The 22,201-nt window shown below is 65.3% G+C and carries 22 protein-coding genes; 10 read left to right on the top strand and 12 right to left on the bottom strand.

Annotated elements, in window-relative coordinates; genetic code table 11:
- Positions 1–12 precede the first annotated feature (12 nt).
- Genes ACTHQV_RS06855 through ACTHQV_RS06865 form a run of 3 tightly spaced genes read left to right on the top strand, consistent with a single transcriptional unit; the run spans position 13 to position 2,359 of the window.
- A complete protein-coding gene (locus ACTHQV_RS06855) occupies positions 13–576 on the top strand; it encodes a DUF1285 domain-containing protein (RefSeq protein WP_440489104.1) in 564 nt (187 codons plus the stop codon).
- Positions 573–1,163 (top strand): CoA pyrophosphatase, encoded by a 591-nt coding sequence (locus tag ACTHQV_RS06860; protein ID WP_440489105.1) that lies wholly within the window; start codon positions 573–575, stop codon positions 1,161–1,163. The genes ACTHQV_RS06855 and ACTHQV_RS06860 overlap by 4 nt, the downstream gene beginning before the upstream one ends.
- Positions 1,154–2,359: a CCA tRNA nucleotidyltransferase gene (locus tag ACTHQV_RS06865; protein WP_440489106.1), complete on the top strand. Its 1,206-nt coding sequence runs from the start codon at positions 1,154–1,156 to the stop codon at positions 2,357–2,359. The genes ACTHQV_RS06860 and ACTHQV_RS06865 overlap by 10 nt, the downstream gene beginning before the upstream one ends.
- Here ACTHQV_RS06865 and ACTHQV_RS06870 read toward each other — a convergent pair.
- The 3 genes from ACTHQV_RS06870 to ACTHQV_RS06880 form a co-directional block, all read right to left on the bottom strand.
- The gene (locus tag ACTHQV_RS06870) at positions 2,329–3,957 is read right to left on the bottom strand and encodes a putative bifunctional diguanylate cyclase/phosphodiesterase (protein WP_440489403.1); all 1,629 of its coding nucleotides are present in this window, start codon (positions 3,955–3,957) and stop codon (positions 2,329–2,331) included. The two genes, ACTHQV_RS06865 and ACTHQV_RS06870, sit on opposite strands and share 31 nt — an antisense overlap.
- Before the next feature lie 216 nt (positions 3,958–4,173).
- Positions 4,174–6,426: a DNA topoisomerase IV subunit A gene (gene parC, locus ACTHQV_RS06875; protein ID WP_440489108.1), complete on the bottom strand. Its 2,253-nt coding sequence runs from the start codon at positions 6,424–6,426 to the stop codon at positions 4,174–4,176.
- 60 nt (positions 6,427–6,486) lie between these two features.
- Positions 6,487–7,068, bottom strand: a complete 582-nt coding sequence (locus ACTHQV_RS06880) for a TetR/AcrR family transcriptional regulator (protein WP_440489109.1) — start codon at positions 7,066–7,068, stop codon at positions 6,487–6,489.
- A 248-nt stretch (positions 7,069–7,316) separates the two neighbouring features.
- Here ACTHQV_RS06880 and ACTHQV_RS06885 point away from each other — a divergent pair, with 248 nt between their 5' ends.
- The gene (locus ACTHQV_RS06885; RefSeq protein ID WP_440489110.1) at positions 7,317–8,066 is read left to right on the top strand and encodes an alpha/beta hydrolase family protein; all 750 of its coding nucleotides are present in this window, start codon (positions 7,317–7,319) and stop codon (positions 8,064–8,066) included.
- Positions 8,067–8,187: 121 nt separating this feature from the next.
- Positions 8,188–8,967 (top strand): phosphoribosylaminoimidazolesuccinocarboxamide synthase, encoded by a 780-nt coding sequence (purC, locus tag ACTHQV_RS06890; protein ID WP_440489111.1) that lies wholly within the window; start codon positions 8,188–8,190, stop codon positions 8,965–8,967.
- Positions 8,968–9,032: 65 nt separating this feature from the next.
- Here the strand turns inward: purC and ACTHQV_RS06895 are convergent, their stop codons facing one another.
- Genes ACTHQV_RS06895 through ACTHQV_RS06910 form a run of 4 tightly spaced genes read right to left on the bottom strand, consistent with a single transcriptional unit; the run spans position 9,033 to position 12,469 of the window.
- Positions 9,033–10,835: an acyl-CoA dehydrogenase C-terminal domain-containing protein gene (locus ACTHQV_RS06895; protein WP_440489113.1), complete on the bottom strand. Its 1,803-nt coding sequence runs from the start codon at positions 10,833–10,835 to the stop codon at positions 9,033–9,035.
- Positions 10,836–10,839: 4 nt separating this feature from the next.
- Positions 10,840–11,286 carry a MerR family transcriptional regulator gene (locus ACTHQV_RS06900; protein WP_440489405.1) on the bottom strand — a complete coding sequence of 149 codons (447 nt, stop codon included), beginning with the start codon at positions 11,284–11,286 and terminating at the stop codon, positions 10,840–10,842.
- 32 nt (positions 11,287–11,318) lie between these two features.
- Positions 11,319–11,789 carry an EF-hand domain-containing protein gene (locus ACTHQV_RS06905; RefSeq protein WP_440489115.1) on the bottom strand — a complete coding sequence of 157 codons (471 nt, stop codon included), beginning with the start codon at positions 11,787–11,789 and terminating at the stop codon, positions 11,319–11,321.
- Positions 11,790–11,830: 41 nt separating this feature from the next.
- Positions 11,831–12,469: a squalene/phytoene synthase family protein gene (locus ACTHQV_RS06910; RefSeq protein ID WP_440489116.1), complete on the bottom strand. Its 639-nt coding sequence runs from the start codon at positions 12,467–12,469 to the stop codon at positions 11,831–11,833.
- A gap of 149 nt (positions 12,470–12,618) precedes the next feature.
- Here ACTHQV_RS06910 and ACTHQV_RS06915 point away from each other — a divergent pair, with 149 nt between their 5' ends.
- From ACTHQV_RS06915 to ACTHQV_RS06925, 3 genes are read left to right on the top strand one after another with little or no spacing between them, the layout of a single operon-like run.
- The gene (locus ACTHQV_RS06915) at positions 12,619–14,451 is read left to right on the top strand and encodes a TadE/TadG family type IV pilus assembly protein (protein ID WP_440489118.1); all 1,833 of its coding nucleotides are present in this window, start codon (positions 12,619–12,621) and stop codon (positions 14,449–14,451) included.
- Positions 14,448–15,041 (top strand): TadE/TadG family type IV pilus assembly protein, encoded by a 594-nt coding sequence (locus tag ACTHQV_RS06920; protein WP_440489120.1) that lies wholly within the window; start codon positions 14,448–14,450, stop codon positions 15,039–15,041. The genes ACTHQV_RS06915 and ACTHQV_RS06920 overlap by 4 nt, the downstream gene beginning before the upstream one ends.
- Before the next feature lie 56 nt (positions 15,042–15,097).
- Positions 15,098–15,763 (top strand): TadE family protein, encoded by a 666-nt coding sequence (locus ACTHQV_RS06925; protein ID WP_440489121.1) that lies wholly within the window; start codon positions 15,098–15,100, stop codon positions 15,761–15,763.
- A 16-nt stretch (positions 15,764–15,779) separates the two neighbouring features.
- Here the strand turns inward: ACTHQV_RS06925 and ACTHQV_RS06930 are convergent, their stop codons facing one another.
- From ACTHQV_RS06930 to ACTHQV_RS06940, 3 genes are all read right to left on the bottom strand, one after another.
- Positions 15,780–17,222 carry a pyruvate dehydrogenase complex E1 component subunit beta gene (locus ACTHQV_RS06930; RefSeq protein WP_440489123.1) on the bottom strand — a complete coding sequence of 481 codons (1,443 nt, stop codon included), beginning with the start codon at positions 17,220–17,222 and terminating at the stop codon, positions 15,780–15,782.
- Position 17,223: 1 nt separating this feature from the next.
- Positions 17,224–18,273 (bottom strand): pyruvate dehydrogenase (acetyl-transferring) E1 component subunit alpha, encoded by a 1,050-nt coding sequence (gene pdhA / locus ACTHQV_RS06935; protein WP_440489124.1) that lies wholly within the window; start codon positions 18,271–18,273, stop codon positions 17,224–17,226.
- A gap of 97 nt (positions 18,274–18,370) precedes the next feature.
- Positions 18,371–18,727 carry an FtsB family cell division protein gene (locus tag ACTHQV_RS06940; RefSeq protein ID WP_440489126.1) on the bottom strand — a complete coding sequence of 119 codons (357 nt, stop codon included), beginning with the start codon at positions 18,725–18,727 and terminating at the stop codon, positions 18,371–18,373.
- Between the two features lie 62 nt (positions 18,728–18,789).
- Here ACTHQV_RS06940 and ACTHQV_RS06945 point away from each other — a divergent pair, with 62 nt between their 5' ends.
- Positions 18,790–19,158, top strand: a complete 369-nt coding sequence (locus tag ACTHQV_RS06945) for a tRNA-binding protein (protein ID WP_440489127.1) — start codon at positions 18,790–18,792, stop codon at positions 19,156–19,158.
- 7 nt (positions 19,159–19,165) lie between these two features.
- Here ACTHQV_RS06945 and ACTHQV_RS06950 read toward each other — a convergent pair whose 3' ends face one another.
- Together ACTHQV_RS06950 and eno are read right to left on the bottom strand one after the other, a co-directional pair.
- Positions 19,166–19,855, bottom strand: a complete 690-nt coding sequence (locus tag ACTHQV_RS06950) for a hypothetical protein (protein WP_440489129.1) — start codon at positions 19,853–19,855, stop codon at positions 19,166–19,168.
- Between the two features lie 386 nt (positions 19,856–20,241).
- Positions 20,242–21,516 (bottom strand): phosphopyruvate hydratase, encoded by a 1,275-nt coding sequence (eno, locus tag ACTHQV_RS06955; protein ID WP_440489131.1) that lies wholly within the window; start codon positions 21,514–21,516, stop codon positions 20,242–20,244.
- A gap of 143 nt (positions 21,517–21,659) precedes the next feature.
- Between eno and ACTHQV_RS06960 the strand changes: the two genes are divergently transcribed.
- Positions 21,660–22,196 carry a hypothetical protein gene (locus tag ACTHQV_RS06960; RefSeq protein ID WP_440489132.1) on the top strand — a complete coding sequence of 179 codons (537 nt, stop codon included), beginning with the start codon at positions 21,660–21,662 and terminating at the stop codon, positions 22,194–22,196.
- The last annotated feature ends 5 nt before the right edge of the window (positions 22,197–22,201 follow it).

A 22,201-nucleotide genomic window follows, 5' to 3' on the forward strand; every position in this document is an offset into this window, starting at 1 on the left:
TAACGGACGGCCATGCCCATGCAGCCCCCCGCCGACTTCGCCTCGCTCTCCCTCGCCGAGGTCGCCCGCCTTGCCGCCGAAGCCAAATTGCCGCCGGTCGAGCGCTGGAACCCGACCCATTGCGGCGACAGTGAAATGCGCATCGCCGCCGACGGCAGCTGGTATCATCAGGGCAGTGCGATCACCCGCAGCGAGATGGTGCGCCTGTTCTCGACGATCCTGCGGCGGGAGGAGGACGGTTCGTACGTCCTGGTGACGCCGGTCGAAAAGCTGTCGATCGCGGTCGACGACGCGCCGTTCGTCGCGGTCGAGGCGAAGCTGTCGGGTGAAGGCGAACAGGCGCGGATCGCGTTCCGGCTGAATACCCACGAACTGGCGGTGGCCGATGCCGAGCATCCGATCCGGATCGAAGGAACTGCGGATGCGCCGCGCCCCTATCTGCGGGTGCGGGGCGGCATGGATGCGCTGATCGCGCGGCCGGTCTTCTACGAACTGGTCGAGCGGCTGGCGACGGGGCCGGACGGGCGGCGCGGGCTGTGGAGCGAGGGCGCCTTCTTTCCGTTCGAGCCGGCATGACGCTGGCCGACCGGCTGCGCGCGCGGCTGGCGGACCCGGTCGAGCCGCTGCTGACCGGCGACCTGAACGGCGCGGCGCCGATGCCGGCGGGCGGGTGGCGCGCGGCGGCGGTGCTCATCGCGGTGACCGAACGCGACGAACCGGGCGTGCTGCTGACGCAGCGGACCGGCGACCTGCGCACCCATGCCGGACAGGTGGCGTTTCCCGGCGGCAGCATCGACCCGGCCGATGGCGGGCCGGTGACGGCAGCACTGCGCGAGGCGGCCGAGGAAATCGCGTTGCCGGCGGAGGAGGCGACGGTGGTGGCGACGCTCGATCGCTATCACACCGTGACCGGCTTCGAAGTGGTCCCGGTGCTGGCGACGGTGCCGCCCGATCTGCCGCTGGTTCCCGCGCCGCTCGAGGTCGATGCGATCTTCGAGGTGCCGCTGCGGCTGTTGCTCGATCCGACCAATTTCTCGATCGGCAGCCGCTGGCACGAAGGGACCGAGCGATTCTATTACGAACTGATCTTCGGCGATCGGCGCATCTGGGGTGCGACGGCGGCGATGATCCTCAACCTGGCGCGACGACTGACATGGCCCTGACCGACACCCTCCCCGCTGCCGACTGGATGCAGCGCCCCGGCCTCGACCGGCTGACCGATGCGCTTGGCGCCGAAGCGGGCGCGGCGCGCTATGTCGGCGGTGCGGTGCGCGACACGTTGCTGGGGCTGCCGGTGTCGGACATCGACGTCGCGACGATCCATCCGCCGCAGGAGGTCGTGCGACGGCTGGAGGCGGCGGGCATCAAGGCGGTGCCGACCGGCATTGCGCACGGCACGATTACCGCAGTCGCCGATGGCACCGTCGTCGAGGTGACGACGCTCCGCCGCGACGTGACCACCGACGGCCGCCATGCCGAGGTCGCCTTCACCGACGATTGGCAGGCCGATGCGGCGCGGCGCGACTTCACGATGAACGCGCTCTATGCCGATATGCGGACCCATGCGCTGCACGATTATTTCGGCGGCATCGCCGATCTGCGTGGCGGGCGGGTGCGCTTCATCGGCGACCCGTTGCGGCGCATCGCCGAGGATCATCTGCGCATCCTGCGCTTCTTCCGCTTCCTAGCACGGTTTGGCGATGCACCCGATGCACAGGGGCTGGCGGCGTGTATCGATCGCGCCAACGACCTGATGGCGCTGTCGCGTGAACGGATCGCCGATGAGTTGCTCAAGCTGCTGGTCGCGCGCGATGCGGTGGCGGTCATGCGGTTGATGGTGCAGCATGGCATCTGGAAACCGGTTCTGCCCGAGATCGACGTGGCGGCGGTCGAACGGCTCGCCGCGCTGGCAAGCAGCGAGGTCGCGGCAGGGATCGCGCCCGATCCGACCCGTCGTCTTGCCGCACTACTGGAGCCCGGCACCGCCGAAGCCGTCACCGCGCGGCTGAAACTGTCGAACGCCCAGCGCAAGCGGATTGCGACTGCATTGGGGCAAGGCCACGCGCAACATCCGCAGGCGCTGGGATATCGGCTGGGTGTCGAAAGCGCGATCGACGGCCTGCTGCTGGCGGGTGATGCGGTCGCGGCAGCGAGCCTGACCGGTTGGACCCGCCCGACCCTGCCGCTATCGGGCGGGGCGCTGGTCGAGCGCGGTCTGGCGCGCGGACCAGATGTCGCAAGGGCATTGCGCGCGGTCGAGGATCGCTGGATCGCCGAAGGCTTTCCCGACGCGGAACGTACCCATGCGATCGCCGACGACGTCGTGGCTCAGGCGTTGCGCGCGACCAGCATCGCATAGGCCGCATCGGCCTCGATCGGTTTCGAATAATAATAGCCTTGCCCAAAGGCACAGCCGAGCGCGACCAGCGTCTGCTCGAGTTCTTGCGTCTCAATCCCCTCGGCCGTCGTCCGCATGCCGAGCGCCTGTGCCAAGCTCAGGATCGCGCGAACGATCGCCACCTTGTCGCGATCGGCAAGCATGCCCGACACGAAGCTGCGGTCGATCTTCAGCTTGTCGATCGGCAGTTTCTGCAGATAGGCAAGGTTCGAATAGCCGGTGCCGAAATCGTCCATCGCGATCGTCGCGCGCATGTCCTTCAGTGCCAGCATCGTCTTGAGCGTGCGGTCGGGATCGACGATGAACGCGCTTTCAGTCAATTCGATGGTGAAGCGATCGCCCGGCAGATCGTGGCGCGCCAGCACGTCGGCGAACATCGCGGCGATATCGTCGCGCTGCAATTGCACCGCCGACAGATTGACCGCCATTTTGGCACCGCACTGCCCGCCCCATTGACGGTCCCAGAGCGCCAATATTCGCGCCGCCTCGTCCATCGCCCAGCGGCCAAGCGGCACGATCAGGCCCGATTCCTCGGCGACGGGAATGAAATCGACCGGCGAGATATCCTGACCGTCCGGCGTCCGCCACCGCGCCAGTGCCTCGAAACTGTTGATGCGGCCGTTCGACAGGTCGTAGATCGGCTGGAACGCCAGCCGCAACTGCCGCTCCTCCAGCGCGTTGCGCAGGCGCGTCTCGATCGAAAACTGGCTGCGGACGATGTCGAACAGGTGCGGGCGATAGATTTCGGTCTGGCCGGTGCGCTTCGACCGTTTGACCGCGAACTGAGCGTGACGGATCAGATCTTCGGCCTCGTCCTCGGCATCCTCGCCCAGCGCGATGCCGATCGAGCAATCGACGCGGATGCTGAAATCGGACAGCTGGAACGGCTGGACCAGCGCCTGTTGCAGCCGCCCGGCGACCAGCATCGCATCGTCCGGCCCCTCGCGCAGCGTCAGCAGCACTGCGAACTCATCGCCCCCCGTCCGCGCCAGCACGTCGCAACCGCGCAGCACGCCCTTCAACCGGCGGGCGACCGAGATCAGCAACTCGTCGCCCGACAGCGATCCCATGCAGGCGTTGACCCGGCTGAAGCGGTCCAGATTGATCGCCAGCACCGCATAGCGCGCGCGATTGCCCCCGGCGATCCCCTCGTCGACCAGATCGCCGAACCCCATGCGGTTGGCGAGCCCGGTCAGCGAATCGGTGTTCATCTCGCGGCGCAGGCTGGCCTCGGTGCGCTGTTCGGCGGTCTGATCGAGCAGCGTTATCAGGCAGCGCGCCAGCGCGACCGTTTCGGGACGCCGCGCCAGCGTCACGTCGTAATAGCGGCTGTCGACCGAATCGCCGACCTGCAACGATAGGCGGCGGCGGGTCTCGGTCGAGGTCAGGAAGGTCGCGATTTGCTCGCCGATACCCTCGAGTAGCGCCGCCTGCCCTGCGCCGACGAACCCGGCGGCGCGAAACGCGACGTTGCTGGCGCTGAACACCAGCCGTCCGTCGACCAGATGCGCAATCGCGGTCGGCGCCGGGATCAGGTCGAGCGCTGCCGAGTCGACCATATTCGCTGCGCCCGGCACATGGCCTGGTTCGCCCTCGACGGCCGTAGGGTCGTCCGAAAACGGATGCGCCTTGAACGCGGAAAGGAACTGCCGACCAAAAGCCATTTGCATCGCTATAGGGCAACGTTGGTTAAAAGCTTCTGAAGCCTGGCAAACGATTCCAATGGATGAGACAGCCGTCGCCGTGCTGCGGTTTCGAGCCGCCGTGGACGCCGGTCAGAAGCGGTTGTCGCGCGGGAAGCCGTTGGGCGGCATACGCCCCGCGGCACCACGGGCGGCACGCCATGGCGTCAGGTCGCTTTCGGTGCGCACCCGTCCGGTCTCGCCACCCATCGTCCAGGTCAGCCCGTCCGCAAAGCGCAACGTGCGCGCATCCGACAGGCCACCGTCGCGGAACCGCTGCAACTGCACGCCCTGCCCGCGCGCCATTTCGGCGAGTTCGGACAGCGGGAACAGCACCAGCTTGCGATTGTCGCCGATCGCCGCGACATAATCGTCGTCGGCGCCGATCGGTCGCACGACCTTCAGCTTCGCACCCGGCCGGGGCGCCATCACCTGCTTGCCCTTGCGCGTTTCGGCGAGCACATCGGCGACCCGTACCGCGAAACCGCGCCCGTCGGTCGCCGCCAGCAGCAGCCGGTCCGACGCCGCCGCACGCAACAGCCCGACGATCCTGGCATCGCCATCGAGGTCGATCATCGCCCGAACCGGTTCGCCGAAGCCGCGCCCGCCGGGCAGCTTGTCGGCCCCCAGCGTGTAGAAACGCCCGCCATCGGTGGTCAGCAACAGCTTGTCGGTGGTGTGCGCATGAAAGGCGAAGGCGGGGCCGTCACCCTCCTTGAACCGCGCGGTATCGGCCGATGCGAGATCGACATGCCCCTTGAGCGCGCGCACCCAGCCGCGTTGCGACAGGATGACGGTCAGCGGCTCGCGCTCGATCATCGCCTCGGCCGGGATTTCCCGCGCCGGTGCGGCTTCCTCGATCGCAGTGCGTCGCCGACCGAGCGCGGTCTCACTGCCATAGCGATCGCGCATCTTCGACAGGTCGCGCTTCATTCGCGTGCGCTGCCGCGCCTCGCTCGATAGCAGCAGCGTCAGTTCGGCCTGCTCCTTCTCCAGCTTTGCACGCTCACCGCGGATTTCCATCTCCTCCAGCTTGCGTAACGATCGCAGCCGCATGTTCAGGATCGCTTCGGCCTGACGGTCGGTGAGGCTGAACTCGGCGATCAGCACCGGCTTCGGTTCATCCTCGCTGCGGATGATCGCGATCACGCGGTCGAGATTGAGATAGGCGGCCAGATAGCCATCGAGCAGTTCGATCCGGTCGGCGATCTTCGACAGGCGATGCTCGCTGCGACGGCGCAGGACAACGAACTGGTGATCGACCCACGCCTTCAGCGCCTCGCGCAGCGACATGACGCGCGGGGTGCGGTCCTTGTCGAGGACGTTGAGGTTCAGGGGAACCCGCGATTCGAGGTCGGTCAGCCGGAACAGCCCGTCCATCAGCACCTGCGGGTCGACGGTGCGGCTGCGCGGTTCGAGGACGATGCGGATCTCGGCATCCGATTCGTCGCGGACATCGGTCAGGATCGGCAGCTTCTTGTCGTTGATGAGCGCGGCAATCTGTTCGATCAGCTTGCCCTTCTGCACCCCGTAGGGGATCTCAGTGACGACGACCTGCCAGCCGCCGCCCTTTTCCCGCTCGACCATGTGGCGTGCCCGGACCCGGAAGCCGCCGCGCCCGGTGGCATAGGCTTCGCGGATCGCCGCGGGCGGATCGGCGACGATGCCGCCGGTCGGGAAATCGGGGCCGCGGACATGGGCGAGCACCGCCGCATCGTCCGCCTGCGGCTGATCGACCAGCACCATCGCCGCCTCGAACAATTCGGCGGCATTGTGCGGCGGCACGCTGGTCGCCATGCCGACGGCGATGCCGCTGGCGCCATTGGCGAGCAGGTTGGGGAACATGCCCGGGAACAGTTCGGGCTCCTGCTCCTCCCCATTATAGGTAGGGCGGAAATCGATCGCGTCTTCGTCGAGGCCGGCCATCAGGTCGATCGCAACCTGGGTCAGCCGTGCCTCGGTATAACGATATGCAGCGGCGTTATCGCCATCGATATTGCCGAAATTGCCCTGCCCGTCGACCAGCGGATAGCGGAGCGCGAAATCCTGCGCCAAGCGGACCATCGCGTCATAGACCGACTGATCGCCATGCGGATGATATTTGCCGATGACGTCGCCGACGACGCGCGCGCACTTCTTGTACCCCGACGCCGGATCGAGCTTCAGCAACCGCATCGCCCAGAGAAGACGCCGGTGAACAGGCTTGAGGCCATCGCGCACATCGGGCAGCGACCGGGCGGTGATCGTCGACAGCGCATAGACGAGGTAACGCTCGGACAATGCGCTGTCGAACGGTGCGTCGAAGACGCCGATCGGGGTCGAAGGGTCGGTCAGTTCACTTGCCATCGCGACCGCGATAGCAGGCGAACCGCGCTCCTGCGAGGGGCGAAATGGAACGAACCGGGATCAGGCGGCTTCGCGCCCGGCCTTGGCAACATCCTGCTCCGGTTCGTCATCGGCCAGGGCGACGACATCGGCGACGATCGACTGCCATTCGGCGTCCCCCATCTCGATCATCCCGAACAGGCGCATCAGGAACGCACCCTCCATCGCAAGGAACGCCAGCCGCAGCCGCCGGCCGCGTTCGCCGGTCACGTCGATCATGTCGACCCGGTCGCGATACCATTTGCGCACCAGCGTCATGTGCTGCGGCGAATTGAGCAGCGTCACCAACAGGCTGGGCGCACCGCGCCGCGACCGATCGTCATAGTCGGCGGCATAGTCGATATGCTTGCGCACGGCGCAGGGGCCGGTGGGGTCGCTTGCGCCGAGCTCGGCGATCCGTTCGGCATATTCTTCCTGCCACCGCTCGAACATCGCGGCGATCAGCGATTCCTTGCTCCGGAAACTATATTGCACGCCACCATTGGTGATGCCCATCTGCTCGGCAACGGCGGCGATGGTCAGTCCGGCCGGCCCCTTTTCCAGCGTCACGGCCTCTGCCGCATCCAACAGCTTGTCACGCTCGATCGTACGAGTTCTACCCACGATAACGCCCCTTTGCGGCCGGCGCATATCCGGCCATTCTCTTCCCCGCGCTTCCTTTAACCCAAATTTATGCGGCTGCGCGACTTTTATTATACGATCTTTACGTTTTCGTACGGTTGCGGTCTCGCATGGAGAAAAAATCGGCAATGTTCGAACCCGGCACTCGGTGGAGTCCAATGACCTGGCCCGATCTGACCGCGCGGCCACGGGCCGAGCCGGATCTTACGCTTCGTTATGGGACAGATCAATTGCAGCTGGTCGATCTGTGGTTGCCGTCCGGCAGCCCGGGCGACCGCCGTCCGACGGTACTGATGGTCCATGGCGGCTGCTGGCAGAGTTCGATCGCCGACCGGCGACTGATGGACTGGGTCGCGGCCGATCTGCGCGCGGACGGGATTGCGGTCTGGAATATCGACTATCGCGGCGTCGATCGCGACGGCGGCGGCTATCCGGGGACGTTTCGCGACGCGGCAGCGGCGGCCGACCTGCTGCGCGACCATGCCGAGGCGCATCGGCTCGACCTGTCACGCCTCGTGGCGGTCGGCCATTCTGCCGGCGGCCATCTGGCGCTCTGGCTCGCCGCTCGCCACCGCCTGCCCCCAAGCAGTCCGCTCGCAACCGACGATCCCCTGCCGATCGCTCATGTCGTCAGCTTGGGTGGCCTGCCCGACCTTGCTGCCGTTGCGGCCAATCCCGACAATGGCTGCGGAACCGAGGTGATCGCGCAACTGGTCGGCGGCGACCGCCCCGATCGCTTTGCCGATACGTCGGTCGTCGCACTGCTGCCGATCGGCGTCCCGATCGACTTGATCGACGGCGCGCAGGACCGCATCGTCCCCGCACGCATGAGTCCCGCCTTTGCTACAGCCGCCGAAGCGGCCGGCGACTGGGTCACCCAGCACCGCATCGACGACACCGGCCATGTCGAACTGATCACCCCCGGCACCCCGGCTTGGGAAACGGCGAAGGCGGCGATCGCGCGGGCGCTGCGCGGTTGAGACGCCACTCGCATCCACTCCCGCGGCGTGATTGCACGGCCGGCCCCCTTGGGCTATGCGGCGGCTTTCTCCACCGGCCAGGGGCATCCCCCGGCCGCCCCGTTTCGTCGAAGGGAATCGCATGGCTCGCCGCCGCCAGATCTACGAAGGCAAGGCAAAGATCCTGTACGAGGGTCCGGAACCGGGTACGCTGATCCAGTATTTCAAGGACGACGCCACCGCCTTCAACGCCCAGAAAAAGGGTACGATCAACGGCAAGGGCGTGCTGAACAACCGGATTTCCGAGCATGTCTTCACGCTGCTCGGCAATATCGGCGTGCCGACCCACTTCATCCGCCGCCTCAACATGCGCGAGCAGTTGATCCGCCAGGTCGAGATCGTGCCGATCGAGGTCGTGGTGCGCAACGTCGCCGCCGGATCGATCAGCAAGCGCCTCGGCATCGAAGAAGGGCAGCAGCTGCCCCGCACGATCATCGAATATTACTACAAAGACGATGCGCTCGGTGATCCGATGGTGTCGGACGAGCATATCCTGTGCTTCGGCTGGGCGGCGCAGGACGAACTGCATGAGATGGCCGACATGGCGATCCGCGTGAACGATTTCCTGTCGGGCCTGTTCGCCGGGATCGGCATCCGGCTGGTCGACTTCAAGCTCGAATTCGGCCGCATCTGGGACAATGATTTCAGCCGGATCATTCTCGCGGACGAGATCAGCCCCGATGGCTGCCGCCTGTGGGACATGGCAACCAACGAAAAGCTCGACAAGGACCGCTTCCGTCGCGATCTGGGCGGCGAGGTCGAAGCCTATCAGGAAGTCGCGCGGCGGCTGGGCCTGCTGCCCGAAGGTGCGGACTCGGCGGTGCTCGACCTCGAGACGCATCGCAAGAAGCGCGAGAAGTAAGCGGACCGCTCGAAACGACGTCACCCCGGACCGGGTCCGGGGTGTAGGTTCGATGGCGTCGAACCCTATCCTCGCGCGAACAGCGCCGGGTCGAGCGCCATCACCGCATCGGCCCCGCCCTCGATCTTGCGCCGCAGCGCGCCGGTGTCCGGAATGATCCGCTCGGCATAGAAGCGCGCGGTCACCCGTTTGCCCTCGACGAAGCTCGGATCGCCCTCGCCCGACACCGCCAGCGCCTCGGCAGCGGTTAGCATCCGCAGCCACATCAGGCCCGTCGCGACGATGCCCATGATGTGCATGTACGAATGCGCGCCGGCACCGACATGGTTCGGGTTCTGCATCCCGTTGCCCATGAACCACATCGTCGCCGCCTGCAGGTCCTTCAGTCCCCGCTCCAGCCGCTCGGCAAAATCGCGCGTCGCGTCCGCACCCTTGGCGGTCGCAATCTCCTCGCCGACGATGCGGAAGAAATGCTGGATCGCCCGGCCGCCATTTTGCGCCAGCTTGCGCCCGACCAGATCCATCGCCTGCACGCCATTGGTGCCTTCATAGATCATCGCGATCCGGGCATCGCGAACATATTGCTCCATGCCCCATTCGGCGATGTAGCCATGCCCGCCATAGACCTGTTGCGCATTGGTCGCGACGTCATAGCCCTTGTCGGTGCCGTAGCCCTTGATGACCGGGGTCAGCAGTGACACCAGATCGTCGGCCAGTTCGCGCGTCGCCGCATCCTCGCTCATATGCGCCAGATCGACCTGCAACGCGCCCCACAGGCACAGAGCGCGCAAGCCCTCGGTCAGCGCCTTACCCTCCATCAGCATGCGGCGGACATCGGGATGGACGAACAGCGTATCGGCCTTTTCTTCCGGCTGCGCAGGACCGGTCAGCGCGCGCCCCTGCCGCCGGTCGCCGGCATAGATCACCGCATTCTGATACGCGGTCTCGGCCACGCCCAGCCCCTGCAACCCGACGCCGAGGCGCGCCGCGTTCATCATGATGAACATGGCCGCCAACCCCTTCATCTCCTCGCCGACCAGCCAGCCCTTCGCCCCGTCATAGTTCATGACACAGGTCGAATTGGCGTGGATGCCCATCTTGTGTTCGATCGAGCCGCAGGTGACCGGATTGCGCGCGCCCAGCGAACCGTCGTCGTTCACCAGGAACTTCGGCACGACGAACAGCGAAATCCCCTTCGAGCTTTCCGGCGCGCCCGGCGTCTTGGCAAGAACGAGGTGGATGATGTTGTCGGTCAGGTCGTGCTCGCCCGACGAGATGAAGATCTTGGTCCCGGTGATCGCCCACGACCCGTCGTCGTTCGGCACCGCGCGCGTCTTGATGAGGCCGAGGTCGGTGCCGCATTGCGGCTCGGTCAGGTTCATGGTGCCGCCCCACTCGCCCGACACCATTTTGGGCACGTACATCGCCTGCTGTTCCGGCGAACCCTTCACCAGCAGCGCGGCGATCGCGCCGTGCGTCAGCCCCGGATACATGGCGAACGCCATGTTGGCGGAGATCAGATATTCCTCGAACGCGGTCGCGACGACATGCGGCATCGCCTGCCCGCCGAACTGCTCCGGCGCCGACAATGTGCCCCAGCCGGATTCGACGAACTGGCGATACGCGTCCTTGAACCCGTCGGGCGTCGTCACGCTGCCATCGGCGTGGCGGGTACAGCCCTGCTGGTCGCCCGATGCATTCAGCGGAAACAGCACCTCGGCGACGAAGCGCCCACCCTCTTCCAGCACCGCCTCGACCGTGTCGGGCGTCGCGTTGGCGAAACCGGGCAGGTCGGCATGGTCGCCGATCTTCAGCACATGGTCGAGGATGAAGCGGGTGTCGCGGACCGGCGGGGTATAGCTGGGCATCGGGTCAATCCTTCTCCGGCGATGCGCCCTCTGACGGGGCGGTCTGTTGTGGTAGCGCTTCGATGGTCGACACGAAGTCGCTGAGTTCGGCGATCGCGGCGTCGATGTCGCGCCGCTGGTTTTCGAGCAGCGCGATCCGGTCGCGGCATTTCTGGACGGTGACCTGCCGCTGCACGACGCGACCGTCGCCGATATCGTACAGGTCGATCATCTCGCGAATGTCGGCCAGGCTGAAGCCGACCCGCTTGCCACGCAAAATCCATGCCAGCCTGGCCCGGTCGCGCTGCGAATAAATGCGGGCGAGGCCCCGCCGTTCGGGCGCGATCAGCCCCTCGTCCTCATAAAAGCGCAGCGCGCGGGCGGTGACCCCGAACTCGCCGCACAGGTCGGTGATCGAGAAGCGATCGGTTTCGCCGGACGACTCGGAAAGGCGGGCGGCGGCAGCTATCATAGCCACTACGCTAGTTTACGTTGACGTGAACGTCAACTTTCTTCGGGGGATGCTGGAGCCGGCGGACAATCGACGCGCTTCGCCGGTTTGCGCTTTACCGCGGTCGTCGCGAACTCGGCGGCATCGAGCGTCCCGTCGCGGCCCTTGTCGGCGGTCGCGAACTTGCCCGTCGTCTTGGCCGCCCATTCGTCGAAGCTCAGCCGCCCGTCGCCATTGGTGTCGAGCTTCGCATAGGCCTTGCGCCGTGACGCCAGATATTCTTCGCGGGTGATGCGGCCGTCGCGATCCTTGTCATAGCGGTCGAACCGCTTCTGCTCGCGCGTCCGCGTGGTGGCAGCGGGCGGTTCGGGCAGCTCCGCCCGGGCGGTCTGCGCGGCAGCGGCCGGCGCGGGCGGCGCGGGCGGCGGCGGCAGCGGCTCGGTGGCGGCATCGCCACGAAACAGGAACAGCCCGGCCGCGACCAGCGCCAGTGCCGAGCCCACCCCCGCCAGGAACCGCCACATCGCTCAACTCCCCGCTGCCAGCCGTCTGTATCGGCCAGCCCCTATCGCCCGGCAAGCCCGAACCAGGCGAGCCGCGCCGCGCGCTTCGGCCCGCCGAGCGCGACCTGTGCCAGATCGAGCCGCGCCGACAGCGCCATCAGGCCGAGCGACCGGGCAACCCCGCGCAACGGCGTCGCCAGTGCCGCACGTGCCAGGCCGCCCGCCGCCGACGCAACGCTCGGGTCGTCGAGATGCCGGGTCAGATCGGCAAGCGCCCATCCTTGCCCCAGCGTCGCCGCCCGCCCGGCATCACCGCCTAGGATCGCGGCGGCCAGCGCAAACAACTGCCCGCCCCGCTCCGCACCGAACCGGTGCAGCGCATCGCGATCGAGCGTTTCCTCCTCGATCAGCACCTCCCACCCCTCGACCACCTTCGCCAGCACGGCGCCGGTCACGCCGCGCGGCAGCACCTGCTCCGCCAGCCCGGTCAGCACCGGCATCGCCGGCGGCGGCGCTTGGTCGAGCTTCGCCAGTTGCTCGCGCCACCATGCCAGCCGGATCTGCCCGATCGCGGGTTGGGTCGTGGTCCGCACGACATCGGCCAGCGCCGCATCGAGCGCGAGCAGCGCCGACAGCGCTGCGCGCCGTCCGTCGTCGGGGGCATAGGCCAGCGCGAGGCTGCGTTCGGGATCGGGATGCATGCGTGTCGTCCCAGCCAAGTCTTAACCGAGCGTCAACCCCGACCTGCCATGCAGTGACGGAAAATATGGTCTGGCGTCGCAGGCGGGACGGGCGAAATACGATGAATGGACGACGGCACGCATCGTGCCCGATCAGCTTTCTGCAGCGCTTGGCACGCAATCGCGGCGGCAATACGCTGGCGATGATGGCGATCGCGCTCATTCCGATCACGGCGCTTGGCGGATCGGCCGTCGATACGGCGCGTGTCTACATGGTTAAGAACCGTCTGCAACAGGCGTGCGACTCCGGCGTGCTGGCCGGCCGCAAGTTCATGGACGAGGACAGCAACACCGAACTGGGCGAAACCGCCACCACGCAGGCCAGGGCGTTTTTCGCGAACAACATCGCCGATGGCTGGCTCGGCATCACCAATGTCGACTTCACGCCGCGACGCACCGAACAGAACCGCGTCGCTGGTGATGCCACCGTGACAGTGCCGATGTCGGTCATGCGCATGTTCGCCGCGCCCGACGTGACGTTGACGGTTTCGTGCGAGGCACGTTTCGATATTGCCGACACCGACGTCATGTTCGTTCTCGATACGACCGGTTCGATGGCCTGCCCGGCAAGTGACAGCGCGGCGACATGCCGCAACCGTCGTATGTACGGGCGTGAGTATACCCGTCCCGGCAGCAATACCGCGGACATCACCCCCGGCTACGCCGGCGGCACAGCCGTCAGCATCGACGAATTCTCGGACTCCCGGATCGCGGCGTTGCGAACCGCCGTCGTCGACTTCTACGACACTATGAACACCGCCAAGCAGCCGACGACACGGGTGCGGTACGGGTTCGTACCCTATGCCAGCACTGTCAACGCCGGGGCGGCGATCCGGGCCATGTCGCCCGACTATCTCTTCGGCAGCGGCGGTAGAAGCGACACCGCATCGTATCAAACCCGCGTTCTGGTCAATGAACAGGATGGCTCCAGACAAAGCAGAACCCTGACGCGCCGCGACTGCGAACGGGTTCGGACCGGACGTGATCCGGGCAATCGGCTGGAATTCGACCGGAACGGCTATGCCGTTCGGCGCGAGATAATATGGTCGAACGACGGCCAACAGTGTCGGGTCACGACCATCAACATCGATCCCGTTTGGACTTATGAACGGCGCGCAGTCGATATCAGCGATTTCGTCAACAAGGCGTCGGTCAGGAACCCGAGCCGCGTCGAACAGGCGAACGACGCCTGGCTCGGATGTATCGAGGAAACTGACAATAGTGCGTCGGGCTGGCGCCAATTCGACATCAACAACCTCCCGCCCGGCATGAACCCCAGTCTTAAGCCGTCGGGCCAGCAACGCTGGGTCCCATTCTGGCCGGACGTCACCTACCAACGCTTCAGGAACGGCAGTCCCTCTCTCGGTTCGATCACGGCAGCCGGCAACGGTGGCGACGTGCAGTGGATGTACTGGTCGGGATGCGTGAAGCCGGTACAGCGGCTGAAGGAAATGGACCGCGATCAGGTCAAGACCTATGTCAACGATGCGGACTTCGCACCCTATGGCAGTACCGAACATGATATCGGCATGCTGTGGGCAACCCGGTTGCTCGCGCGCGATGGCATCTTCGCCAGCGACAACGCCAAGCAGGGCAATCGCAACGCTCCCAAACAGGTCGTCGTCTTCATGACCGATGGCGAGATGGAACCGAGCGACCGAACCTATGGCCTGTACGGCATGGAGGCATGGGACCGACGCGTCGCCAATGGCGACAGCGACCTGACATTCTACCACAATGCCCGCTTCAGCGCATTGTGCGACAAGGCGAAGGCGATGGGGATCGACGTCTGGACGGTCGCGCTCGGCACCAGCATTATCGACGAATTGCAGCGCTGTGCCTCCTCCCCGGATCAGGCGATGGCGACGACGTCGGGCAGCGGTCTTTCGGAAGCGTTCAAGAAGATTGCGAAGGCGGTCGCCATGCTGCGGATTTCGCGATGACCGCGCGGGTCCTGTCCGGCATCGGCAGCGATCGGCGCGGTACGACCGTGATCGAATTCGCGATTCTCGCTCCGGTTCTGATGCTGTTGGTGATGGGGATCGGCGACCTCCTCTACCGGCCCTATGTCCAGGCTATTCTCGACGGTGCGGTGCAGAAGGCGGGACGCGATTCGACGCTGGAAAGCAGCGCGACCGATCAGAGCGCCATCGACGATCAGGTGAAGGCGGCGATCGGCATGATCGCGAAGGACGCCACATTCAACTCGTACCGCGAAAACTATGCGGCGTTCGCGCTGATCAAGCCAGAACCGATCTATGATACGAACGGCAATGGCATGCTCGACGCGCAGGAATGTTTCGACGACATTAACGGCAACGGCCAGTATGACCGAAACCCCGCCCGCACCGGTCAGGGCGGCGCCGAAGACGTGACCCGCTATACGGTGCGCGTCGTCTATACGCGGCCATTCCCGGTCATGACGCTACTCGGCCTGCCCGCCACGCAGGAAATAGAGTCTTCCACGCTGCTCAAGAACCAGCCGTACAAGCGGCAGAACACGCCTGCGGTCCAGCGGGTCTGCCTGCCATGACGATGACCACCAACGCCTTCCGCGCCATCGAGAGGAGCTGTCGCGATCGACGCGGCGTGGCGCTACTCGAATTCGCGCTCGGTTTGCCCCTTGTCCTCGCCGTCGGCCTTTACGCCGTCGAGACCGCCAATCTCGCGCTGACGAACATGCGCGTCCATCAGATCGCACAGAACCTTGCCGACAACGCCTCGCGCGTCGGCGACATGAACAGCGACAGCATCAAGCAGTTGCGTGAGATCGACATCAACGACGTGCTTACCGCCACCCGGTTGCAGGGCGAACGGATCGACCTGACCACCCGCGGACGGGTCACCATTTCCAGCCTCGAACAGGGTTGGAAAGGGGTGCAATATCTACACTGGCAACGCTGCATCGGATTGATGCGCGGCCCGGATTACGATTCCAGTTACGACCGGACCTATGGCACGATGGACCGTGACGACGGCATCGGCACGAACTGGTGGAACGGCGGAGTGAACATGCCGAACGGGATGGGCGATCAGGATCCCAAGGTCCAGTCGCCGGTCGGGTCGGGCGTCATGTATATCGAGGTGAATTACGAATATCGGCCGATCGTCGGTACCGCCTGGCTACCCGGCGGGTCGGCGCGCATCCACGCGACGGCGGCGTTCGTTATCCGCGATCGCCGTAATTTCGATCAGATCTACAATCCGGAACCCGCCGCGCCGCGCTATTATTGCGATGCCTATAGCGCGACGTGACGGGGCCGGTTCGGGATCAGTTCTTGTAAGTAACCTTCTTCACCGCTTCCACCACCTTGTCGCTGGTGATGAGCGCCAGCTTTTCGAGGTTGGCGGCATAGGGCAGCGGCACGTCCTCGTTGGTGACGCGCAGCACCGGGGCGTCGAGGTCGTCGAAGCCCTGCTCCATCACCACCGCGGCGATTTCCGACGCGATCGAGCAGGTCGGCCAACCTTCCTCGACCACGACCAGCCGGTTGGTCTTCTTCAGCGACTTGAGCACCGTCTTGGTATCGAGCGGGCGCAGCGTGCGCAGGTCGATCACTTCCGCGTCGACGCCTTCACCGGCCAGCTTCTCGGCGGCTTCGAGCGCAATGCCGACACCGATCGAATAGCTGACGATCGTCACGTCCTTGCCCGGCTTCATGATGCGCGCCTTGCCGATCGGCAGGACGAAATCGTCGAGCTTGGGCACGTCGAACGACCGGCCGTACATCAGTTCGTTTTCGAGGAAGACGACCGGATCGGTCGAGCGGATCGCCGCCTTCAGCAGGCCCTTCGCATCGGCCGCGTCATAGGGCGCGATCACGATCAGCCCGGGGACGCTGGCATACCACGGGCCATAGTTCTGCGAGTGCTGTGCACCGACGCGGCTCGCCGCACCATTGGGACCACGGAACACGATCGGACAGCGCATCTGGCCGCCCGACATATAGTTGGTCTTCGCCGCCGAATTGATGATGTGGTCGATCGCCTGCATGGCGAAGTTGAACGTCATGAATTCGATGACCGGGCGCAGACCGCCCATCGCCGCACCGGTACCGATGCCGGCAAAGCCATATTCCGTGATCGGCGTGTCGATGACGCGACGGTCGCCGAATTCGGCGAGCAGGCCCTGCGTAACCTTGTACGCGCCCTGATATTCGGCGACTTCCTCGCCCATCACGAACACGCGGTCGTCGGCGCGCATCTCCTCGGCCATCGCATCGCGCAGCGCGTCGCGGACCGTGGTCTTGACCATCTCGGTCCCTTCCGGGATCTCAGGCGCGGTCTCGCCTTCCTGGTCGGCTGCGTCGAACAGCTGGCGCGCGCCGGTTTCGGCGTGCTGCTGCGACGTGCCCTCGGGCGTCGGCGGCGCCTTGTCGTCGTTCTTCTCTTCGGCCTTCGGCGTGGCGGCGGCGGCATCGCCGGCGCGTGCCTCGGTCGGCTGCGACGACTTGGCCGCGTCGACATCTTCGCCTTCGGCGGCGAGGATCGCGATGACCGCGCCGACCTTCACATTGTCGGTACCTTCGGCGACGACGATCTGCGCGATCGTGCCTTCATCGACGGCTTCGAATTCCATCGTCGCCTTGTCGGTCTCGATCTCGGCCATGATGTCGCCCGACTTGACCGTGTCGCCTTCCTTGACGAGCCACTTGGCCAGCGTGCCTTCTTCCATCGTGGGCGACAGCGCCGGCATCTTCAGTTCGATCGGCATCTCAGTAAGTCTCCACCAGCACGTCGGTGTACAGTTCTTCCGGGTTCGGTTCGGGCGCGCTTTCGGCAAAGTCGGCGGCTTCGTTGACGACCTTGCGGATGTCCTGCTCGATCGTCTTCAGATCGGCTTCGGTGACGCCGGCCGCTTCCAGCTCCCGCTTCAGCCCCTCGATCGGGTCGGACTTGTCGCGGACCGCCTGCACTTCGTCGCGGCTGCGATACTTGGCCGGGTCGGACATGGAGTGACCACGATAGCGATAGGTCTTCATCTCGAGGATGATCGGCCCCTTGCCCGCACGCACCCATGCCAGCGCTTCCTCGGCAGCGCCGCGGCACGCCAGCACGTCCATGCCATCGACCTGGATGCCCGGAATGCGGAAGCTTTCGCCGCGCTTGTACAACTGGTCTTCCGACGATGCGCGATTGACGCTGGTCCCCATGGCATACTGGTTGTTCTCGATCACGAAGATGATCGGGAGCTTCCACAGCTCGGCCATGTTGAACGATTCGTACACTTGGCCCTGGTTCGCGGCGCCGTCGCCGAAATAGGCCATGCAGACGCCGCCGTCGTTCGCGTATTTGTGCCCGAACGCGAGACCCGCGCCCAGCGACACCTGCGCGCCGACGATGCCGTGACCGCCATAGAATTTATGCTCGGTCGAGAACATGTGCATCGACCCGCCCTTGCCGCGGCTGATGCCGGCTTCGCGTCCGGTCAGCTCGGCCATGATGACCTTGGGATCGATGCCGTACGCCAGCATGTGACCATGGTCGCGGTACCCGGTGATGACCGAATCCTTGCCGGATTCGAGCGCCGACTGCAACCCGACGGCGACGGCTTCCTGACCGATATACAGGTGGCAGAAACCACCGATCAGGCCGAGGCCGTACAATTGCCCCGCCTTCTCCTCGAAACGACGGATGAGCAGCATCTCCTTGTAGAAGGAGAGCAATTCCTCTTTCGACGCCTCGTACCGCTTTGGCTCACCCGGCCGTTCGCGATTGGGAATGACGGGTTCGCTGGTGCGGCCTTGCGCCGGTGCTTTTGCCACGGTTCGGATGCCTCGTTCCTGAAAGGATGGGTAGGAGCCGCGCCTATGACGCGATTTGCGTCCCCGCGCAACCGAACCCGCCCGTTCCGGTCCGGAATCAGTCGTCGATGCGGATTCCGCACCGCGTCCGCGCCGCCGCCTCGCCGCCGATCGGCACGATGAATTCGTCCGGATGCGCGACGTTCAGCTTTCGCCGGACGAGTTCGTCGACCATGTCGGGATCGGCATGGCGCGGATCGAGCAGTTCGACCCGGTTGCGCAGATCGGCGCGCACCTTCTCCAGACAGGCATATTGCGCCTTCCGCACCGCCAGCTTGCGCTGATAGTCGCGATACGCCAGCACCCCGTTCGGCCCCAGGACTGCATGATAGGCAAAGAAGCCGATGACGAGGATCACCAGCGCCGGCCATCCGGCACGTTTCAGCATCTGACGAAGTGGCGAGGCACGCGACATCGCGCGTATGTCGTTTATACCCGCCGTCCACGCAAGCCACCTGCCGCCCCCGAGGAGCCGATATGCACCTGCTGCACGACCCCGCGACGCTCAGCGACCCGATCGATTTCGACACCTTTCTGAAGGTCGACATCCGCGTCGGCACGATCGTCGCCGCCGAACCCTATCCAGAGGCGCGCAAGCCCGCGATCAAGCTGGTCATCGATTTCGGCCCGGTCATCGGCCGCAAACGCTCGAGCGCGCAGATCACCGAACATTATGCTTGCGAGGGGTTGGTCGGGCGCCAGGTCGCGGCGGTCGTCAACTTCCCGTCGCGCCAGATCGGCAAGTTCGTGTCGGAGGTGCTGACGCTCGGCTTTCCCGATGATGCGGGGGCGGTGGTATTGTTCGCGCCGGACCACCGCGTGCCGGATGGCGGGCGGTTGTTTTAGCAGTCCGTCAGGGGGCCGGTGCCTGCGCCTGTAGGATCGCCCGGCCGATCTGCCGCACCTTCACTGTCGATCGCTGATTGCCTTGTCCGGTGTAGAGCGTCTTCAGATAGCCATGGTCGAAATCCGTCATTTCCAGCGGCGGCGTGGCGGGTTCGGGATCGAACAGGGCCAGGATCGAGTTGACACCCGCTGCACCCTTGGCCCGTATCATCGTCAGCGTTCGCATCGCTGCGTAATCGGCAATCTGATTGACGTTCCGCCCAATCGCCGCCTTGCGATCGATGAGCAGGACGGAGAACAAAATATCCTCCCTGATCGGCAGGACGATGAAGGACGACAGCTGAATATTCAGTTGCGGCAGTCCATTATATTCGGGACCATTATACATCCGATCGCCGTCCCGGCTGCGAATCTCGGTCGTGCTCCAGACATGGATCGGCCCTGGTTCATCAAGTAGGCCGGCGATTTTGCTGCGGTCGATGCCGCTGAAAATCCACGGGCTGTGCTTGGCCAGCCGTTCGACCTCCGCTTTGCCGTCATCGACGAACATCACCAGTACGTTCGCGCGGCATTTTTCGCCGCCAAGCCGGATACCCGCCGCCTGCGCAGTCCGTACCATCCGGTTGCTCAACGGGATCAGCGTCGCACGCGGCAGGCCGGCCGTTGCGAAGCATACCGGTTCGGTGAACCGCGCCATCGGATTTTCCCGCGCGACGTTGGGCGTGATAGCGCGTACCAGCCGACGGACCTGCTTTTCATCCGGGGGGGGCGGGGCGGTGACCAGTATCTCCGGCTGACTAGTGGTAGCCGTAGGCGACGGGGCGGCCGCTTCCTGCGCTCCCGATCGAACGGCTGCCGCCGATAGGGTGAGGGCCAGTAGACCGGTACGCAACAGGTGTCCGACCAACATTCCGTCCCCTCGCAGCTGCCGAGAATCAAGCAACGTTCGAAAATAACATTCCGGAACAATCGCCTGAGTACAAGCACGGCCTGCGTGACGTCACCAAATCAGCCCTATCCGCCGCCACCAACGAAAAAGGGCGCCGGTTCGCACCGACGCCCCCTTCCCGATCCGCTACTCGATCAACGCAGGATCGAACGCCCCGCATAGCGCGCGGCACCTGCCAGCTCTTCCTCGATCCGGATCAGCTGATTGTACTTGGCAAGCCGGTCCGACCGCGCCAGCGACCCGGTCTTGATCTGGCCGCAGTTGGTCGCGACCGCCAGGTCGGCGATCGTCGCGTCCTCGGTCTCGCCCGAACGGTGCGACATGACCGCGGTGTAGCGGTTGCGCTGCGCCAGGTTCACCGCCTCCAGCGTCTCGCTCAGCGTGCCGATCTGGTTGACCTTCACCAGCAGCGAGTTGGCAAGGCCCTGTTCCAGACCCATGGCCAACCGCTTCGGATTGGTCACGAACAGATCGTCACCGACCAGCTGGACCTTGTTGCCGATCTTATCGGTCAGCGCCTTCCAACCTTCGAAATCATCCTCCGACATGCCGTCCTCGATCGACAGGATCGGATAGCGCGCGGCGAGATCCGCGAGGTAATCGGCCATTTCGTGCGGCGACAGCGACTTGCCCTCACCGACCATCTCATACCGGCCGCCCTTGAAGAATTCGGTCGCCGCGCAATCGAGCGCCAGCATCACGTCCTCGCCCGGCTTGTAGCCGGCGCGTTCGATGCTCTGCATGATGAAGTCGAGCGCATCGATCGTGCTGCTGAGCGCCGGCGCGAAGCCGCCTTCGTCGCCGACCGAAGTCGCGAGGCCCTTCTCCGACAGGCCCTTCTTCAGCGTGTGGAAGATTTCCGAACCGCAGCGGACCGCTTCGGCGATGCTGTCGGCACCGACCGGCATCACCATGAATTCCTGGAAGTCGATCGGATTGTCGGCATGTTCGCCGCCGTTGATGATGTTCATCATCGGCACCGGCAGCAGGTGCGCCGACACACCGCCGACATAGCGATACAGCGGCAGCCCGCGCGCATCCGCCGCCGCCTTCGCCACCGCAAGGCTGACGCCCAGGATCGCGTTCGCGCCCAGCCGGCCCTTATTGTCGGTGCCGTCTAGCTGGATCATCGCGTTGTCAATGTCGCTCTGGTCCTCGGCATCCATGCCCAGCACCGCTTCGGCGATATCGCCGTTCACCGCCTCGACAGCGGCCAGCACGCCCTTCCCCAGATACATGCTCTTGTCGCCATCGCGCTTTTCGACGGCTTCGTGCGCACCGGTCGACGCGCCCGACGGGACCGCGGCACGGCCGAAGCTGCCATCCTCCAGCAGCACGTCGACCTCAACGGTCGGGTTGCCGCGGCTGTCGAGGATCTGGCGGCCATGCACCTGAATGATTGCGGTCACGTAACGACTCCTTCTATGCCCGTGGGTACGGCGTGGTCGCGGTCCCTCTATCCATTCGTCCCGCCGCTCGCAAATCCTGTGCGTGACGCGGAACCCGACCATGGCCGCATGGTTATCGTCCCGAAACGAAGAAAGGATTCGTTATGACCGACTTCAATCGGACCGGCGGCTCGCCGACCACCAACGACACCGCTGTCGACTTCAATGCCGACATCACGCCGACCACCGGCGGGACGGTCGAATTCACCCCCGCTGCAACGACTTCGTTCGATTCGGAAGCGAGTTCGACCGCCGGCGCCAAGCAGACGCTGAAGGACGAAGCGTCGAAGCTGACCACCAAGGCGACCGAAAAGGCGCGCGGCCTGGCGGACGAGGGCAAGGCGCGGGCGACCGGTGCGCTTGATGAATTCTCGAAGCTGATGGAAGACGCCGCCGGCACCGTCGACGAAAAGCTCGGCGAACAGTACGGCCAATATGCCCGTTCGGCGGCGCAGGCGATTTCGGGCTTCTCGGACAGCCTGCGCGGCAAGGAAGTCGAGGATCTGATCGCCGACGTCAGCGATTTCGTGCGCAAGAGCCCGGCGATCGCGATCGGCACTGCCGCTGCGCTCGGCTTCGTACTGGCCCGCGTCGTCAAGGCGGGCACTGACGCCGACACCACCCCCGTGGTCAAGGGCTGACCCCG

This window comes from Sphingomonas sp. SAFR-052 (assembly GCF_051965015.1).
In the GTDB taxonomy this organism is placed as follows: Bacteria; Pseudomonadota; Alphaproteobacteria; order Sphingomonadales; family Sphingomonadaceae; genus Sphingomonas.

What these genes read in the sequence shown, in the direction of transcription:
- ACTHQV_RS06865 (WP_440489106.1), top strand. Translation starts at nt 1,154, where the DNA reads ATGGCCCTGACCGACACCCTCCCCGCTGCCGACTGGATGCAGCGCCCC.
- ACTHQV_RS06855 (WP_440489104.1), top strand. Translation starts at nt 13, where the DNA reads ATGCCCATGCAGCCCCCCGCCGACTTCGCCTCGCTCTCCCTCGCCGAG.
- ACTHQV_RS06950 (WP_440489129.1), bottom strand. Translation starts at nt 19,855, where the DNA reads ATGGCGCGGTTCACCGAACCGGTATGCTTCGCAACGGCCGGCCTGCCG.
- parC (WP_440489108.1), bottom strand. Translation starts at nt 6,426, where the DNA reads ATGGCAAGTGAACTGACCGACCCTTCGACCCCGATCGGCGTCTTCGAC.
- ACTHQV_RS06910 (WP_440489116.1), bottom strand. Translation starts at nt 12,469, where the DNA reads ATGCATCCCGATCCCGAACGCAGCCTCGCGCTGGCCTATGCCCCCGAC.
- ACTHQV_RS06870 (WP_440489403.1), bottom strand. Translation starts at nt 3,957, where the DNA reads ATGGTCGACTCGGCAGCGCTCGACCTGATCCCGGCGCCGACCGCGATT.
- ACTHQV_RS06900 (WP_440489405.1), bottom strand. Translation starts at nt 11,286, where the DNA reads ATGATAGCTGCCGCCGCCCGCCTTTCCGAGTCGTCCGGCGAAACCGAT.
- ACTHQV_RS06920 (WP_440489120.1), top strand. Translation starts at nt 14,448, where the DNA reads ATGACCGCGCGGGTCCTGTCCGGCATCGGCAGCGATCGGCGCGGTACG.
- ACTHQV_RS06860 (WP_440489105.1), top strand. Translation starts at nt 573, where the DNA reads ATGACGCTGGCCGACCGGCTGCGCGCGCGGCTGGCGGACCCGGTCGAG.
- ACTHQV_RS06905 (WP_440489115.1), bottom strand. Translation starts at nt 11,789, where the DNA reads ATGTGGCGGTTCCTGGCGGGGGTGGGCTCGGCACTGGCGCTGGTCGCG.
- ACTHQV_RS06895 (WP_440489113.1), bottom strand. Translation starts at nt 10,835, where the DNA reads ATGCCCAGCTATACCCCGCCGGTCCGCGACACCCGCTTCATCCTCGAC.
- purC (WP_440489111.1), top strand. Translation starts at nt 8,188, where the DNA reads ATGGCTCGCCGCCGCCAGATCTACGAAGGCAAGGCAAAGATCCTGTAC.
- ACTHQV_RS06940 (WP_440489126.1), bottom strand. Translation starts at nt 18,727, where the DNA reads ATGTCGCGTGCCTCGCCACTTCGTCAGATGCTGAAACGTGCCGGATGG.
- ACTHQV_RS06945 (WP_440489127.1), top strand. Translation starts at nt 18,790, where the DNA reads ATGCACCTGCTGCACGACCCCGCGACGCTCAGCGACCCGATCGATTTC.
- ACTHQV_RS06930 (WP_440489123.1), bottom strand. Translation starts at nt 17,222, where the DNA reads ATGCCGATCGAACTGAAGATGCCGGCGCTGTCGCCCACGATGGAAGAA.
- ACTHQV_RS06960 (WP_440489132.1), top strand. Translation starts at nt 21,660, where the DNA reads ATGACCGACTTCAATCGGACCGGCGGCTCGCCGACCACCAACGACACC.